16 protein-coding genes and 2 pseudogenes are annotated in these 16,487 nt (G+C 39.0%); 7 read left to right on the top strand and 11 right to left on the bottom strand.

Annotation, left to right across the window (positions count from 1 at the left end; translation table 11 throughout):
* Window positions 1-159: 159 nt before the first annotated feature.
* Entirely contained in the window at window positions 160-1,041 is an 882-nt protein-coding gene (locus H5119_RS13610) for a LysR substrate-binding domain-containing protein (RefSeq protein ID WP_182702616.1), read from the bottom strand.
* A 159-nt stretch (window positions 1,042-1,200) separates the two neighbouring features.
* Here H5119_RS13610 and H5119_RS13605 point away from each other — a divergent pair, with 159 nt between their 5' ends.
* The 3 genes from H5119_RS13605 (at window position 1,201) to H5119_RS13595 (ending at window position 2,823) form a co-directional block, all read left to right on the top strand.
* The gene (locus H5119_RS13605; protein ID WP_182702615.1) at window positions 1,201-1,878 is read left to right on the top strand and encodes a pirin family protein; all 678 of its coding nucleotides are present in this window, start codon (window positions 1,201-1,203) and stop codon (window positions 1,876-1,878) included.
* A 142-nt stretch (window positions 1,879-2,020) separates the two neighbouring features.
* The gene (locus tag H5119_RS13600; protein ID WP_182702614.1) at window positions 2,021-2,560 is read left to right on the top strand and encodes an NADPH-dependent FMN reductase; all 540 of its coding nucleotides are present in this window, start codon (window positions 2,021-2,023) and stop codon (window positions 2,558-2,560) included.
* 77 nt (window positions 2,561-2,637) lie between these two features.
* The gene (locus H5119_RS13595) at window positions 2,638-2,823 is read left to right on the top strand and encodes a hypothetical protein (protein WP_182702619.1); all 186 of its coding nucleotides are present in this window, start codon (window positions 2,638-2,640) and stop codon (window positions 2,821-2,823) included.
* 263 nt (window positions 2,824-3,086) lie between these two features.
* On the opposite strand, the gene H5119_RS13590 is transcribed toward H5119_RS13595, so the two are convergent.
* The 5 genes from H5119_RS13590 to H5119_RS13570 form a co-directional block, all read right to left on the bottom strand.
* Window positions 3,087-4,061, bottom strand: coding sequence for a transposase (locus H5119_RS13590; protein ID WP_182702613.1), 975 nt, complete (start codon window positions 4,059-4,061; stop codon window positions 3,087-3,089).
* 121 nt (window positions 4,062-4,182) lie between these two features.
* Window positions 4,183-4,950, bottom strand: coding sequence for a hypothetical protein (locus tag H5119_RS13585; RefSeq protein ID WP_182702612.1), 768 nt, complete (start codon window positions 4,948-4,950; stop codon window positions 4,183-4,185).
* 110 nt (window positions 4,951-5,060) lie between these two features.
* The gene (locus tag H5119_RS13580; RefSeq protein WP_182702611.1) at window positions 5,061-5,207 is read right to left on the bottom strand and encodes a hypothetical protein; all 147 of its coding nucleotides are present in this window, start codon (window positions 5,205-5,207) and stop codon (window positions 5,061-5,063) included.
* A 2-nt stretch (window positions 5,208-5,209) separates the two neighbouring features.
* Window positions 5,210-5,704, bottom strand: a complete 495-nt coding sequence (locus H5119_RS13575; RefSeq protein ID WP_182702610.1) for a hypothetical protein — start codon at window positions 5,702-5,704, stop codon at window positions 5,210-5,212.
* A 499-nt stretch (window positions 5,705-6,203) separates the two neighbouring features.
* Window positions 6,204-6,608, bottom strand: a complete 405-nt coding sequence (locus H5119_RS13570) for a hypothetical protein (RefSeq protein WP_182702609.1) — start codon at window positions 6,606-6,608, stop codon at window positions 6,204-6,206.
* A 216-nt stretch (window positions 6,609-6,824) separates the two neighbouring features.
* Here H5119_RS13570 and uvrA point away from each other — a divergent pair, with 216 nt between their 5' ends.
* The gene (gene uvrA, locus H5119_RS13565; protein ID WP_182702608.1) at window positions 6,825-9,353 is read left to right on the top strand and encodes an excinuclease ABC subunit UvrA; all 2,529 of its coding nucleotides are present in this window, start codon (window positions 6,825-6,827) and stop codon (window positions 9,351-9,353) included.
* Window positions 9,354-9,421: 68 nt separating this feature from the next.
* Here uvrA and H5119_RS13560 read toward each other — a convergent pair whose 3' ends face one another.
* Entirely contained in the window at window positions 9,422-10,309 is an 888-nt protein-coding gene (locus tag H5119_RS13560) for a haloalkane dehalogenase (protein ID WP_182702607.1), read from the bottom strand.
* A 170-nt stretch (window positions 10,310-10,479) separates the two neighbouring features.
* On the opposite strand from H5119_RS13560, the gene H5119_RS13555 reads away from it, so the two are divergent.
* Window positions 10,480-10,992, top strand: a complete 513-nt coding sequence (locus H5119_RS13555) for a MarR family winged helix-turn-helix transcriptional regulator (protein ID WP_182702606.1) — start codon at window positions 10,480-10,482, stop codon at window positions 10,990-10,992.
* A 46-nt stretch (window positions 10,993-11,038) separates the two neighbouring features.
* On the opposite strand, the gene H5119_RS13550 is transcribed toward H5119_RS13555, so the two are convergent.
* The gene (locus tag H5119_RS13550) at window positions 11,039-11,905 is read right to left on the bottom strand and encodes a LysR substrate-binding domain-containing protein (protein ID WP_077535630.1); all 867 of its coding nucleotides are present in this window, start codon (window positions 11,903-11,905) and stop codon (window positions 11,039-11,041) included.
* Between the two features lie 884 nt (window positions 11,906-12,789).
* On the opposite strand from H5119_RS13550, the gene H5119_RS13545 reads away from it, so the two are divergent.
* Both H5119_RS13545 and fghA read left to right on the top strand, forming a co-directional pair.
* Window positions 12,790-13,920 (top strand): S-(hydroxymethyl)glutathione dehydrogenase/class III alcohol dehydrogenase, encoded by a 1,131-nt coding sequence (locus tag H5119_RS13545; protein WP_220492861.1) that lies wholly within the window; start codon window positions 12,790-12,792, stop codon window positions 13,918-13,920.
* Between the two features lie 281 nt (window positions 13,921-14,201).
* The gene (fghA, locus tag H5119_RS13540) at window positions 14,202-15,041 is read left to right on the top strand and encodes an S-formylglutathione hydrolase (protein WP_182702605.1); all 840 of its coding nucleotides are present in this window, start codon (window positions 14,202-14,204) and stop codon (window positions 15,039-15,041) included.
* 152 nt (window positions 15,042-15,193) lie between these two features.
* On the opposite strand, the gene H5119_RS13535 is transcribed toward fghA, so the two are convergent.
* The 3 genes and pseudogenes from H5119_RS13535 to H5119_RS13525 form a co-directional block, all read right to left on the bottom strand.
* The gene (locus H5119_RS13535) at window positions 15,194-15,811 is read right to left on the bottom strand and encodes a LysE family translocator (protein WP_182702604.1); all 618 of its coding nucleotides are present in this window, start codon (window positions 15,809-15,811) and stop codon (window positions 15,194-15,196) included.
* A 71-nt stretch (window positions 15,812-15,882) separates the two neighbouring features.
* Window positions 15,883-16,107, bottom strand: a pseudogene (locus tag H5119_RS13530) (alpha/beta hydrolase family protein); the annotation flags it as partial.
* A gap of 50 nt (window positions 16,108-16,157) precedes the next feature.
* Window positions 16,158-16,388: pseudogene (locus H5119_RS13525) on the bottom strand (alpha/beta hydrolase family protein); the annotation flags it as partial.
* Between the last annotated feature and the right edge of the window lie 99 nt (window positions 16,389-16,487).

Raw genomic sequence — 16,487 nt, 5'->3', positions numbered from 1 at the left:
TAATGCCAAACAGGCGCTGCCCAAAGGGTTCTTCCTAGGGGCTATTTACTCTTTGTTGCTCGGTTTTTACTTAGCCCACTAGGTTACAAATCTCGCGCCGCGATTAAATAGCCCCTAGTTTGAACAAATTTTAATCCGAAAAGAACAACAGTCCCTAAATTACAGACTCTTACGCAGTTTATTAATAAACCACCTTGTAGCTTTCCCTTTATTGTTTGTCCGCCAACCAAGAAACAAAGGTGTTACCGGTGCATCTTTGTTAATTGGTAAAGGGATTAAATCTCCTACCCCCAGTTGATTTATAATTCGATGTGTTGGTAAAAAACCAACGCCTAAACCTTTTACCTGCGCTGTTATTTTTTGCTCTAATGTGGCAACACGCATTACTGTTTGTTTTTCGAATATCCTGTGCGTCATCGGAGGCAACTTTTTTGAAGAGTCTCTGATCACAATTGAATGATATGGTTTTATATCCTCCTCAGATAGAGGAAGCTTATATTTTAGCAAAGAGTGACTTTTACCGACTACAAACTGCCAGTCTGCGCGCTTAATTTCTTCAAATTTAATCCCTTGAGTATTCACATCTGGAAAAGGTGCACCGATAACCAAATCAGCTCTATTTTCAATAATCGCGTCCCAGCTACCACCTAACACTTCTTCTATAATGTTAACTTCAACATCTGTGTTAAGTTTATAAAACTCTGCAACAACTTCGTATAGTTCATTTATATCGTAAATAGTATCAATGGCAATGGTAATGCGAGACTCCCAGCCCCTGTCTACTTGCTTAGCTACTTCAACAATGTTCTGAGCTGCTTTTAATAACTCTCTACCTTGCTCAAGTAATACCTTGCCCGCAGGCGTTAAAATAGCTCTTCTTCCCTCGCGTCGGTAAACAATAATACCTAAATCTTCTTCTAATTTTTGCACCGTATAGGTAATTGTTGATGGCACACGATATAAAGTAGCCGCAGCGGCTGCAAAGCTGCCTTTTCTATCTATTGCGTCTAGTACTTCACACGCATCTAAGGATAATTTCATTAGCTCACCATCTAATTTAATTGTTCAGTATATTCGAACCTATTTATCAATGTAACTCAATTTAACTACAAATTATATTGTCTATAATAGATTCATAGTTTAAAAATTCAGAACATTTCGATTCTTTTATTTCAATTAATAATAGATCAGGAGCTTAAAATGCAAGTATTACACAAAGATTCATTACATAGAGGCGGATTTGCAGGGTTAAAAGAAACACGCCTTGTCGTTGATAATAAAATTGGCGGACGAAATGATACATGGAATGGACTTGGTAACTTTATATATTTAGCTGATGCGCGCTTTTCACCTAAAGGCGAAACAGGTATGCATCCTCATCAAGAATTAGATGTTATTTCGGTTATGCTTGAGGGACGCATAGAACATAAAGGCTCTATGGAAAATGGGAAATCGATGCATGCTAATCAAGTGCAAGCACAGCGAGCAGGCGGCGAAGGCTTTGTTCATAACGAGATTAACCCAGACGATGTAGAAAACAGAATGCTGCAATTATGGGTTTTACCTGAAAAATCAGGTGAGCCTGCAAGTTATAGTTTTTTTGACTTAAAAAGAGACGAAATGGTGCGTGTGTACGGTGGTAACAAATCTCAACAAGACACGCTAGATAGTCAGACTATAATCGAAATTGGTCTAATCAGTAAAAACCAAAATATCACTCACGAAGGCGAATTTATTGCTTATGTTACCGGTGGTGAAGCTATTGTAAATGGTGTTGAAGTAAAAGACGGTGATTTAATTCGTGACGATAAATTAGATTTTACAGCGCTTAGCGATGAGGTTCATTTATCATTAATTTACTTAAATAAAGCAAGCTGAAAGCTTTATCACGACTAATATTAATAGCAATAAACAAAACCGAAGCTACGTTTAATTTAGCGCAGCGTTCAAAATAACTTAGCATACCAACAAGGTTGCCCTTAAATTAAGTAAGCAACCTTGATATATAGGAATTTACATAATGAAAAAAATACTAACCGTATCGGGAAGTAATAGTAAAAACTCTATCAATAGAACATTATTAGCGTTGGCATCAAGCAAAATTGAAGGTCATGAAGTGACCACGCTAGATATTCGAGATTACCCAATGCCTTTTTTTAGTTTAGACAGAGAAGAAAGTGAAGGTCATCCAGATGCCGCTAAGCAAATACGTACTTTATTTGCACAACACGATGCTTTTATTATTTCATCTCCGGAGCATAACGGTGCAATACCTGCAGAGTTTAAAAACTTATTTGATTGGGTATCTCGTTTAGGTGATTTACAAAACCCAATGTTTGCAACAAATAAGCCTGTGTTTTTATTAAGTACATCTCCAGGTCCTCGAGGGGGCGCGACCAATATACAAACATTAAGTCAAATAATGCCATTTTGGGGAGCTGATATTAGAGGCTCATTTAGCTTAGGTAGTTTCTACGACTACTTTGTAGATGGACAATTAAATGTTGAAAAAGAGCAAGAGCTCACAAGCGCTATAACCGACTTTACTGCCTCACTTTAATCGGCTAAGTGTTAGCCAGCAAAATCATCAAGAGCAAATATTGACGCCAGCTTTCATAAGTTTTCACGGTCTACTCATTGTTAGCAGCTGAACGTCGTAAAAGTGGCAAAAAACATTCAAGGCGTGCATCTGAAACTCTGTTAGCTGGCGCCTTCGGCTTAACCAACCTACCTTTTGAAGTAGGTCGGATAAGTGGCGAAGCCACGCCATCCGACAAAATGATGAATTCACCAGAGACAACCCAACTTACCGCGTTACTCTAAATGACCTTTTACGCTCAAAGCTGAACTTCGGCCGGTGAAACTAGACCGGCCGGTGAAACTAGACAGCCATTTTAATTATACAAGCCAAACTGTGTCATAAAATTTATCTTTTAGGTTAAAAATTTACCTTTCCTACTGGATTACTTTCATTTCACCTATTAAATAAGTCATTAACTCTATTAAACCTAAATCACACGCATAAAAATGGCTGCATGGTGCAGTTGTGATTTATTACTGAATAGTTTTACTGAGTAGCTTAAGCTTTATGCAAGTAGCTTTTCGCAGTTACTGATATTCGCTCGCCGCTTTCGCTTTAAGTTTTCACAATAACTTTCTTGTGAGGCTGGCCTGCCTACTGCACCATGAAATACACGCGTAAATTGTGTGGTGAGTTTTAACCAGTTTTCGGGGGATATATTCACTCTTTCTAGTAAAGGCAAGTGTGTACTTTCAATATAACCGCGTTTGTCTTCTCGTATACAACGTCCTGTTAATTCAACAAGTTCAAGGTACGATTTAAGCTCAAACGGGAGTCCTTTTGGCATTATCTGACGTGGTATTCCTGCAAAACGCAGTAGTTGTTTTGGTTGTTTGCCTTCTTTTGCGTATGTTAGTCGTTGTTTAACGCTGGTGTGGTCTGATTCCTCAGGCGTTTTAGCCATTTTAGCTCTAATTGGGTTTAAATCGACATACGCCATACAAGCGGCAAGTGCTGCTTCATCTAATAATGCTTGTGATGTGAATCTGCCTTCCCAGAATCTACCTGTGCAGTTATCTTCTTTATTTGCTCTGCGAGCAATGTTTTCATTTAACAACCGCATAAACCAGCTAATACTTGATAGGCGCTCGCGGTAGTCGTTTACTGTTTGATTGAAAAAGATAAGTTCGGCTTTACTTAGCTTTTCACCTTGTACATATTTTTGCGTAAGTACAGTGCCTTTACAGAGCTTATGCCAGCGAATGATAATCGCTTTATCGTTTAATCGATTCGCTTTTTTATCATCAACATACAGTACTAAGTGGGTGTGATTACTCATAACAGCGTAAGCACATACATCAATACAAAATACCTTCGCTAATTCAAGCAGCTTATCTTCAACCCACCCTCGTCGATGCTCGTAAGATTGACCAGTAAAACTGTCTTCTCCACATAAAAATGCACGACGAACACAGCGTGAAATACAGTGGTAGTATTTTGTATCAACCAAACTTACTTGTCGTTTTCTTGCAATTGCCATAAGACAGCCTGCTTGTTTTTTACACTAAATAAAGCCTAGTACTTCTTTTCATAAAGTGCAAAATTTAGAGTGGGTGTCTGTTCTATTCACTTGCTGTCCACCTCAGGGCGTGTTGTTAGAACTACTTTTGCACACGTTCTAACTCTTTTAACATTTGAAGCCCCATATTTAGTGCTTCCTGACCATGCCCGTTGGATATTTGTTGTCCATGAATTGCAGCATTACATATTTTAAGAATGTAATCATAAGAACTGCGCATCCCTTTATAATTCGGGTATACAATCGTAAGTTCGTTAAATAGTTGCCTAGCCGACATGAATTTTGACTTCATTTCGCTAGGATCTTCGGTTTGAGTTCTCTTGCCTAATATTACACGCATAGATTTCTCAAGATCCATACGTAAGCGAGCAAGAGCAAAGTTTATATCATTGCCTGAAAGGCTTATATATTCCTGTAATTCATCTTCGATACTCGATTCGTTTTCATCCTGATGAATTGCAGATTTCAATTCATCTTTAGCTTCTTGAACTTGCTTCTTACCAGGGAGATGAACATTTACCGTTTGGTTAACCGTATTGGAAATTGCAGTAATCATATTACTGTAAACATTCAAGAATTCTCTTGTTTCACCTTTAAAGTCTGTAACTTCAGTTTTTACTTTTTCAATTTCTCTTTCAAATGTTAGCAATTTACCAAGGCTAATTTTCTTGGCTAACGGCAACAAAATGAAAAACAAAGACAAAACCAATAGAAAAGCTGATGTAGTTCCGATTTCATTTTTAGGAGGAAAACCGATGCCATATAAAGCTATAACCAATAAACAACAGCCTATCAATCTGCATAAGAAGGGAAATACATCAAATAATAAGATTTTCTTCAAGGTGTCCACGATACTTCCCTAGTAGTTCTAACGTCCTGTTAACAGGCAAAATGTAGTTGGCTAAAATTAGCGACGAAGGAGTGAAAGTCAACTGTATTTTGTCCTTGTTTAACAGCTTGTTAGCCGTTTTTATTGTCACCAGAACTGCCTTTTGGTGGTTTTACGGGCGGCATAGGTGTCTTAACATGCATATTAGGTAAATTACGTCCCGTATTAGGAACAATAGCTCTATCACTACTTGGTGCTGGTTTATTGTTGTTCGTCATAATTAACTCAAATAATTGATTGTGAAATATTCATCTGCTGATGCTTCTGAACTCTTTTTTAAATCTAACTTTCTAGGTAATATTACGCCATTTAAAGTTGCTCTCTCGGCAGATAAAACTCTATCTTTTAATTTTACAGTTTCATTATGAATTTCTTCTTCACTCAACTGTCCCTCTGACACCTTAAACCAACCACGTTCTGTTTCAAGAAAAATAGATTGAATATGATTATTTAACTCTGATACAACTTTTAATCTTTGGTTGAAAGGAAAGAAGGGTTTGATTGCTGTGACAACTTGAGAGGCAGCAATAATACAAGCCCAAACCAACTGATATTCTGTCCAAATAGCCCAACCAGCAATGCTGACAGATGAAGTCAAACCGAGAAAAATATTTACCGCCTTATCATACAACTCATCTCTTGCGGCATACCCATGAAGATAAGCAACTTGAGCTTTCAACTCTTTTAATAAATTCCAATATCTAGTTTGATACACTCTCGTTGAACTCCTGAACTCGATAAACGGCTAACATCTTTATCAAAGGACACTTTCCCTATTTTAGCGCGAAAACGTCCTTATTTTATGAACTTATATTAATAGCAAATAGTGTAAGTTACTACCAGCTATAAATATTATGCTTGCTGTAGGTTATTTCACTATGTAAAAAAAGGGAAAGTTTCCTCTTATTCTTACTAAGTTAATAACGACTCACCTGAATGACCGCTTATAGCTCTAAGCCGACTAATGGATACATGCAATTTGCAGATACTCAATACTTTAAAAACCTTCGCTATATTACCAAGCTGAAAAGTAACTCCAACAGCACACTACTTTGCCATTATAGGGGCTTGTTATTCTGTTTTTAAGACCATACTTTTGATTGGGTAAGTATTACTAGCACAAATAGTATCTCAGTGATCCCGCCAATTACAAAATTGGCATTTAATACAATACGCAAAAATACTCTAAGGCAGCATAATTGCACTAATATTAGTTACAAATCGTTACTCGAATACACACTTAAAATAGGGAACTTATAATCGGCAAACGATACAGTTACCGATTGTGTTTCGTTGCCTTTAAAACCGAGTTTAAATTCCATTGGCATGAATCGGCTGCCGTCAGCAAAGAGTGCAAGTAAATGCTCCTCACTTAGTTCTCGGTTGCCCGACGATAAGTTAGTAAGCGTAATAACAGCCCAGCGTTCGCCCTCTTCATTACTCATTAATACATAATTAATGATTTTGAAATCCCCTTTTTTAGGGGCTATGTTGCTATCGTTTGCAAACGATAAATGCATGCTATTTGGTACTGCACGGTCAACATTAAGCGCGTTGATTGTATCGGCCTGAGTGGCCCACGAAAACATCATTAAAATTATTATTAAGGCTTTGCTCAATGTCAGTTCCTTCTTATTAAACTATAAATCAATTTAAATTATATTCGCATTCCAACCCTATTATGTAAACAAGCAATTATCATAACTTTATGTAATATATTGAATAAGCGAGCATTCAGTGATCCTGCGATATTATTGGTAGCAGTAACGACTAATAAGAGTAAAGTGTCCAAAGCGCACTTAGTGTAAAAGCGCGGTGAAATAGGAGTAAAGCGTATGACAACCACACATAATGATTCAGTAATTAATTTATCAGATCCAAATAACACTATACAGGTAAGGGGCGCGCGCGTTCATAACCTAAAAAATGTTGATGTTGATTTACCACGTAACGCATTGGTTGTTTTTACAGGAATATCGGGATCGGGTAAGTCGTCGCTAGCTTTTGGAACCCTGTTTGCCGAGTCGCAGCACCGCTATCTTGATTCGGTATCGCCCTATGCACGTAGGTTAATAGATCAAGTTGATGAGCCCGATGTTGATTCTATTGAAGGACTACCGCCTGCCGTTGCTTTGCAGCAGCAACGCGGCGCGCCGTCTGTTCGTTCATCCGTTGGCAGCATAACAACTATTTCTAACGCGCTACGTATGCTTTACTCACGTGCAGGCGATTACCCTGCTGGGCAGGGTATTTTATATGCCGATGCGTTTTCACCTAATACGCCACAAGGCGCTTGCTCAGAATGTCATGGCATAGGCCGAGTATTTGAAGTAACCGAAAAATTACTTGTGCCCGATGATACAAAAACTATTCGCCAGCGCGCCATTGAAGCGTGGCCACCAGCATGGCAAGGTAAAAATTTAAGCCGTATTCTTACCTCACTTGGTTATGACATAGATACGCCTTGGAATAAGCTCTCTAAAAAGGCACGCGACTGGATTTTATTTACCGACGAGACTCCAACAGTGCCGGTATATCCAGATTACACCTATGAGCAAACGCAAAATGCGATACAAAACAACGAAGATCCAAGCTACATGGGAACTTTTTCAAGCGCTAAACGCTTTGTTTTACAGTCTTTTGCGACCACACAAAGTCCGCGTACAAAAAAACGCGTATCGCAGTTTATGCAAATATCGCAGTGCCCTACTTGCCAAGGTAAAAAACTAAAGCAAGTATCGCTCAGTGTTAAATTTGCAGGGCTTGATATTGGCGAGCTATCTCAACTTACCTTAAACGAGCTTACTAAAAAACTAAGTAACGCCGCCAATACTAAAGTTAACAAAAACACAAAAAACCCAGAGCAAGCCATTGTTACGCAACGTATTGCCAGCGATATTCTCACCCGTATTGAAGCACTCACCATGCTTGGTTTAGGGTACTTGTCGCTAGAGCGAACAACACCTACATTATCCCCTGGTGAGCTACAGCGATTGCGATTAGCAACACAAATTCGCTCTAAATTATTTGGGGTGGTTTACGTATTAGATGAACCATCAGCGGGTTTACATCCTGCAGATACACAAGCACTTTTAAAAGCCCTTGATGAACTAATAACAGCTGGCAACTCTGTATTTGTTGTTGAGCATAACGTGAGCGTTGTTAAACACGCCGACTGGATAGTTGATGTAGGCCCTAATGCAGGAGTACACGGTGGCGAAATTATTTACAGCGGCCCTGTTGAGGGATTAAGCAAAGTAAAAAACTCTCATACCAGTCGCCATCTTTTTGCTAAAAGCACTGTTGAAAACAACATTAAAAGGCAGCCAAAAACATGGTTAAAATTGGCTGATATTGAGCGTAACAATCTTAAAAAACTCAATGCAGAATTTCCACTGGGTGTTATGACAACTGTTACTGGGGTTTCGGGCTCTGGTAAATCAAGCCTAGTAAGCCAAGCGTTAGTAGAACTTGTTTACGAAGCGCTTGGGCAAAAAACAATCACAGACGCGCCAACCGACGAAGCCGATTTACTCGAACAAGAACTACAAACCCACACCAGCGGTAAAATTACGGAAGGGATCGATAATATAAACCGACTTGTTACAGTAGATCAAAAAGCAATTGGCCGTACACCTCGTTCAAACCTAGCTACCTATACAGGTTTATTTGATCACGTGCGTAAACTATTTGCTTCAACACAAAAAGCAAAAGAGCGCCGTTACGATGCTGGGCGTTTTTCGTTTAATGTTGCTAAAGGTCGTTGTAAAAATTGTGAGGGCGTGGGTTTTGTAAGTATTGAACTGCTGTTTTTGCCCAGCGTTTATTCGCCTTGCCAAGTGTGCCAAGGAAAACGCTATAACAAGCAGACACTTGAGGTTACATACCGTGATAAAAACATTGCTGATGTGCTTAATTTAACGGTTGAATCGGCGCACACCTTTTTTGAAAATGAACCCGCAATATTGCGCGCGCTTGATGCACTTATGCAAGTAGGTCTTGGGTATTTACGTTTAGGGCAACCTGCAACAGAGCTTTCTGGCGGCGAGGCACAACGTATAAAACTAGCAACCGAACTACAACGTGCGCAACGAGGGCACACGCTTTATGTGCTTGATGAGCCAACTACAGGCTTACATCCTTCGGATGTGTCAATGTTAATGTCGCAGCTAAATAGGCTAGTTGATGCAGGCAATACCGTCATTATGGTTGAACATAATATGCAAGTAGCGAGTAATAGTGATTGGGTTATTGATGTAGGACCAGGTGCTGGCGATGAAGGCGGGTTAATTGTGGCGCAAGGCTCACCTGAAAAAGTAGCAAGTTCAAAAACTAGTAAAACAGCCCCATTTTTACTGCAATAATTAAAGTATGACGCTTTCAATTGAGCATAAAAGCGTCATTTACATATGGCAGCAACACATCCCGTTTTTTATTTTGATAACCAATCAGAAATAGCCTTACCTATTTCATGCGCAGAGTCTTCTTGTATATAGTGAATACCGCTCACTGTTACCTCAGTTAGGTTTGGCCATGTGCGTACAAAATCTCGTGCGTAACCAACTAAAAAGGCACCTGGCTCTGCATTAATAAATAACTTTGGAATATCATGAGAGTTGGCTAAATAGCTCGCATAGTTTTTTACTAAAGCCACGGTATCGGCAGGCTCTCCAGCAATCGGGAGTTGTCGAGGGCCCGCTAAAATTGCACGGCGTTCTTCCCCTGAATTTATGAAGGGTCTGCGATATTCATCGTGTTCTTTTCGCGTTAACTGGCGCGTAATAGTCGCGGGTAATATGGTTTCAATAAAAAAGTTATCATCAAGCACCATTTTTTCGCCTTCCGCTGAGCGCAGAGTACCAATCGGACCATGTAGATCTTTAGGAAAATCGTCCCACGTTGGAAAATCGGTCACGATTGCTTCCATAAAGGCAATGGCTTTTACAGCGTCGCGATGTGTATTTGCCCAGTTAAAGCCAACGCCGGACCCCCAATCGTGCAGTACTAAAGTAACATTATTGTTTACGCCGAGCGCATCTAAAAGTGCAAATGTGTACTTACTATTTTCAGCTAATGAGTAACTTCCGTCATGGGTATTGTCTAGCTTTTGTGAATCACCCAATCCAATCATGTCGATAGCAATTAAACGCCCTTGTCCTTGCATATACGGCATAATATTTCGCCAAAGGTAGCTAGATGTAGGATTACCATGTAAAAATACGATTGGATCGCCTTCGCCCTTATCTATATAAGCCATTTTTTTATCTAAAACAGTTTTAAACTTTTTTGCATAACGTAATGTTTCTGAATCGTTTTTCATCAAATTTTTCCACTTTTTTTAAGTAATTATTAACGTTGATTTCTTGTTTATGACTTATCGAAAGTAAATATAAGTAACACAAACCCAATTACATGACTGAGTCACACAATAATCGAGATGATTTAATTTGTCACTATATTTATATGATCGAATCACATATAATTAAATCTATGAAAAATGAAAAATACATAGCAAATTTAATAGGCACCTTCGCGACCTCTGTAGCTACTGATATAGAAAAGCAGATTGCTGAATTAGGTGGCAGAAGTCTTAGCCACGAAGCCGCATTGGTCACAATTAATAATCACCCTAATGAAACTATTGATATGTTGAGCAAAGTGCTCGGTTTAACCCACTCTGGCGCTGTTCGGTTAATTAATACACTTGAAAAAGAGGGGCTGGTAGAAAGAAAAAAATCAGTAAACGATGCCCGCTCCGTTGTTTTATGTGTAACAGGTAAAGGCAGTTGCAGGGTCGAATCAATACTAAGTAATAGAGAAACGGTGACATCTAAAATACTTGAAAACTTTACCGATGAACAACAGGCAAGCTTTTTAAGTTTAATAGAAATAGCACTGGGTAATTTTTCAAACGAGCAAATAGAAGCGCGTAAAATATGTAAGTTGTGTAACGAAGGTGTATGTCGAAAACAAGGCTGCCCAGTAGAAAATGCAATAAAATAACTGAAATTTTAGGGATAATACTTTTAATAAAACAGTTAACTACCCATTATGAAAGCTGATCAGCTAAATAATCTACAAGTAACCTTATTTTTGGGGATAGATGACGGTTCTGTGGGTAAACTGCCCATATACCTTCATCAGGAGCACGATAGTTATCTAATAATGAAACAAGCTTTCCGCTTTCTAGGTGTTGTTGAACATAATAATCGGGTAACTGCACTATTCCTAAGCCTTTCAAAGCTGCATCCGTTAAACTATATCCGCTGTTATATCGTAAGCGGCCGCTTACTCGAATACTTTTTTCTTTATTTAATTCGGTAAAATGCCAATAATCGAGTGTACCCAATAGGCAGCTATGCTTATTAAGTTCTGAAATAGAATGTGGAATACCCTGTTTTTCTAAATAAACAGGAGAAGCGCATACATAGTTTGTTCGCTTGCCGAGTTTTTTCGCCATCATCGAGGAATCACTCAACTTACCCAGCCTAATTGCAAGATCGTAGCCATCTTCAACTAAGTCAATTTTCCTATTACTTAAATAAGCCGATACTTCAATATCACTATATAACTGCATAAAATCATTCACTAAAGGAAGTATATGCTGCTCGCCGTACGTTACCGATGCGGTTAATTTTATTTTGCCTTGAGGTTTAGATTGTAAGTTAGTGATAGCACGCTCAGCGGCATCCAACCCATCCAGCACACTGCGGCAGTGCTGATAAAAAACGCGGCCCTCTTCTGTTAAGGAAACCTTGCGTGTGGTTCGATAAAATAACTTTATATTCAAACGTTTTTCTAAAGCACTTATTTGACGACTAACCTGTGCAGTTGATATCGCCATTTTTTTAGAAGCAAGCGTAAAACTCTCATTTTCAGCCACATAAACAAATTCGCTAATACCTTCCCACTGCATGGTTATTACCTATATGTATAAGTTGTTTTAAAAAATAATACATTACTATCTATACAGCAACAAATATCATAATCATATTTCTTCACTTTACTTTGAAGATATAAAATTACTTGGGGGCATTAAATAACCTGAACTCTGGATAATAAATCTATCTCAAGCAGCTATTTTCAGCGCTAACTGCGTTGAATTTATTTGCAATAGGCCAGCTATTGACTGACGCGTAAATTCGCCTTGCTTTCACTGAAAATCTCTGGCTAGAGAAAATAAATCTAAATATCACCATAATTCAATGTGTAGTAAATATCTTAACCAGAGTTCAGGTTAAATATACTTTTTAAGGTGCAGAATAAATGCCTCGAGTTAACTTGCAACACATAAATACTCAACTAAGCTATTAGCCAATGCGCTGCTAATCGATTATTACAGCAACATTATTGTCGACTTTTATAGGGTATTAGCATTAAACCTGCTTACATAATTTTGTATAAAAAGTTCACAATTGATTTAGTTGTGCTCGGCACGCTTCTATCGCTTAGCCGTTAACCTCAGTAGTCGCTTTTTAATAGATAACCTGAACTCTGGATAATAAATCTATCTCCAGTAGCTATGATCAGCGCTAACAACGTTGAATTTACTGAGAACCTCTGGTTAGAGAAAAATAAATTTAAATATCATTATGGTTCAATATGTTAGTAAATCTATTAACCAGATTTCAGGTTAGATAGATTAATCTAATACACTCCATTGTTACATAGTGGTAAAAGTAAATTGCTAATTTAGTGGATTATCATCATCAAATAAAGAGAGTAAACTAGCTTTAACATCAGACGTTTGTCTCTGAATTAAACAATTAAACTACAGATAAATTAAAAGTGAGTATAAATATGTCAGATAAATTTATAAAATCAAAAGCAGCCATTGCTTGGGGACCTAAACAGCCATTATCTATCGAAGAAGTGGATGTAATGTTGCCGCGCAAAGGTGAAGTACTGGTAAAAGTTATCGCTTCAGGCGTATGCCACACTGACGCATTTACTTTATCTGGTGATGATCCTGAGGGCATATTTCCCGTAATTTTAGGCCATGAAGGTGGCGGAATTGTTGAGCAAGTTGGTGAAGGTGTTACAAGTGTTCAAGTCGGCGACCATGTGATCCCGCTCTACACACCTGAATGTGGCGAATGTAAATTTTGTTTATCTGGTAAAACTAATTTATGCCAAAAAATTCGCGAAACCCAAGGTAAAGGTTTGATGCCAGACGGCACAACACGCTTTTATAAAGATGGTCAGCCTATTTTTCATTATATGGGTTGCTCAACGTTCTCTGAATACACAGTACTCCCTGAAATCTCACTTGCTAAAGTAAATAAAGACGCGCCATTGGAAGAAGTGTGTTTACTTGGTTGTGGTGTCACAACGGGTATGGGCGCAGTGATGAACACTGCAAAAGTTGAAGAAGGCTCAACAGTTGCCATATTTGGCCTTGGCGGTATTGGCTTATCAGCAGTTATTGGTGCAACAATGGCTAAAGCAAGTCGTATCATTGCTATTGATATTAATGAAAGCAAGTTCGAACTAGCAAGAAAATTAGGGGCGACGGATTGCATCAATCCAAAAGATTACGATAAGCCAATTCAAGATGTCATTGTTGAGTTAACCGACGGCGGTGTTGATTACTCATTTGAATGTGTTGGTAATGTAAATCTAATGCGATCTGCCTTAGAGTGCTGCCATAAAGGTTGGGGAGAGTCGGTTGTGATTGGTGTTGCTGGTGCTGGGCAAGAAATATCAACCCGCCCTTTCCAATTGGTAACGGGTCGAGTATGGCGTGGTTCGGCATTCGGTGGTGTAAAAGGCCGCACAGAATTACCTGAATACGTAGAGCGTTATTTGGCTGGTGAATTCAAATTAAGTGATTTTATTACACATACAATGGCTCTTGAAGACATTAACGAATCATTTGATTTAATGCACAAAGGCGAAAGTATCCGCACTGTTATTCATTTCGATAAGTAAGCGGCAAGTAGTACTTTTGTAAGTACTACTTATTATTGAAAATACTTATACCAATGGCATTAAAAAATGAGTCACTAGAGCAATAGGTAAATGGCTCGATAACAAAGTGAAAATTACTATATTAACTTATGTTTATGAGTCATTTTTTAGCACAGTGCATGTGCTAGGCAACCTGCTAAAACAAGCTATTTTTTAATAAAATTGGTATTACAATCATTTTAATAAAACGATATAGCTATTTGATATTAAAGATGAAAAAAGCTAACGTTTGAGGTTTTGCCATGACGATTGAAAATATAAGTGTAAATAAAAGCTTTGGTGGCTGGCATAAACAATACAGCCACCAATCAAAAGTATTAAATTGCGCTATGCGCTTCGCTATTTACTTACCGCCACAGGTATCTAGCGGTCAAAAAGTACCGGTATTGTATTGGCTTTCTGGTTTAACGTGTACCGACGAAAATTTCATGCAAAAAGCAGGCGCTTTACGTATAGCAGCAGAGCTAGGTATTGCTATTGTAGCTCCTGATACCAGTCCACGTGGTGAAGGGGTTGCCAATGACGAAGCGTATGATTTGGGTATGGGAGCTGGCTTTTATGTAAATGCGACCCAAGCTCCTTGGAACCGCCATTATCAGATGTACGATTACATAGTGAATGAATTGCCTAATATTATTGAAGCGGCATTCCCTGTTTCAGATAAACGTGCAATTAGTGGCCACTCTATGGGCGGACACGGCGCATTAACTATCGGTTTACGTAACCCTGAACGATATTCCTCAATGTCGGCTTTCAGCCCGATTTGTAATCCCGTAAAAGCCCCTTGGGGTAAAAAAGCCTTCGCGGCCTATTTAGGTAAAGATAAAACAGCGTGGGAAAGCTATGATTCGAGTGAACTAATGCGTAAAGCGACCTTATTTATTCCAGCCAAAGTTGACCAAGGCGGTGCTGATGATTTCCTTAAGGATCAATTAAAGCCTGAGGTGTTGGAAGCTGCAGCAAAAATAAATGGTTACCCATTACAGCTCGCTATTCATGAAGGGTATGATCACAGTTATTACTTTATTTCATCATTTATAGAAGAGCATTTACGCTTTCATGCTCAGCACTTAAATAAGTAACCTGAACTCTGGATAATAAATCTATCTCCAGCAGCTATTATCAGCGCTAACTGCGTTGAATTTATTTATCATAAATAATGTAGAGCAATAACAACGTTCATTTTTTGTCGTTGTTATTGCTTAAGATATTATTGCTGATTGGTATAATGAAATCAGCCCAGCGCCAACCACACACCTACTGCAACCATTAAGCTCCCAGCTATTCGGTTCATCCATATAATGTTATCACCACGGGCTAAAAATAAACGTAGGCTTTTTCCACCGGTTGCATAAGCCAGCATACATAAAAATTCGCTCACCATTATTACGCTCAGTAGAACTAATAGCTGCGGGGCTACTGCATGCTCAACACTTATAAATGGTGGCAGCAAGGAAATCATAAATGCCCACCCTTTAGGATTCGCTATTGCGGTTACAAAACCCTGAGTAAAAAGCGAGCGCCTACTTACATCTTTAGGTTTTGAAGTATCAATCGACATTTTGCCTTTGGCTCGCCACATGTTAAAGCCAATATAAATTAAATACGCACCGCCTACCCATTTTAAAATAGCAAAGGCATCAGGATAATTTAGCATCACGCTTGCAACGCCTAATACAGCCGCTATGGCAACACTTGCTACACCTAATAGCTCACCTACCATCATCCATAATGTACGGCGCACGCCAATGCTCATACCTAAGGTCATGGCAAGGGTCATGCACATACCGGGTGTTATCGACACAAAAAAGAAGGTAGGAATAAAAACTGCCAGTGCTGCAACATCAATCATTAATTTACTCTTATATTAAAAGCAAAAACGCAGCTATAAGTAGCCGCGTTGTTGCTTACTCATGTTGATTACTATTGCCCAGTACTTATCACTGATTCAGTAATTACATCTACCGGCTCAACTGTATCACTTAGCAAGTACTTATCTAACCACTGCTCTTGTTCCCACAGTACGTGTAATAAGCTTTTACGCGCACGATAACCATGTGCCTCATAAGGGAGCATGACCAAGCGAGCATCTTTACCTAACCCTTTTAGCGCTGCGTACATGCGCTCACTTTGCATTGGGAAGGTGCCGCAAGATTGAGGGTGGGTCTTCTTGCCCTCACAGCATAAATGCACCTTTACTATTTGCTAGGTGTTAGCTCTGTCACTTGCTCAGAAGTTGCTTTTATCGGCTCAGCTGTATCACTTAGCAAGTACTTATCTAGCCACTGCTCTTGTTCCCACAGTACGTGTAATAAGCTTTTACGCGCACGATAACCATGTGCCTCATAAGGGAGCATGACCAAACGAGCATCTTTACCTAACCCTTTTAGCGCTGCGTACATACGCTCACTTTGCATTGGGAAGGTGCCGCAAGATTGAGGGTGGGTCTTCTTGCCCTCACAGCATAAATGCACCTTTACTATTTGCTAGGTGTTAGCTCTGTCACTTGCTCAGAAGTTGCTTTTATC

The sequence above is a fragment of the Pseudoalteromonas sp. SG45-5 genome (assembly GCF_014164085.1).
GTDB classification, from domain to species: Bacteria; Pseudomonadota; Gammaproteobacteria; order Enterobacterales; family Alteromonadaceae; genus Pseudoalteromonas; species Pseudoalteromonas aliena.
Note: the sequence above shows the minus strand (reverse complement) of the source record. Positions and strands in the feature narration are given on the sequence as shown.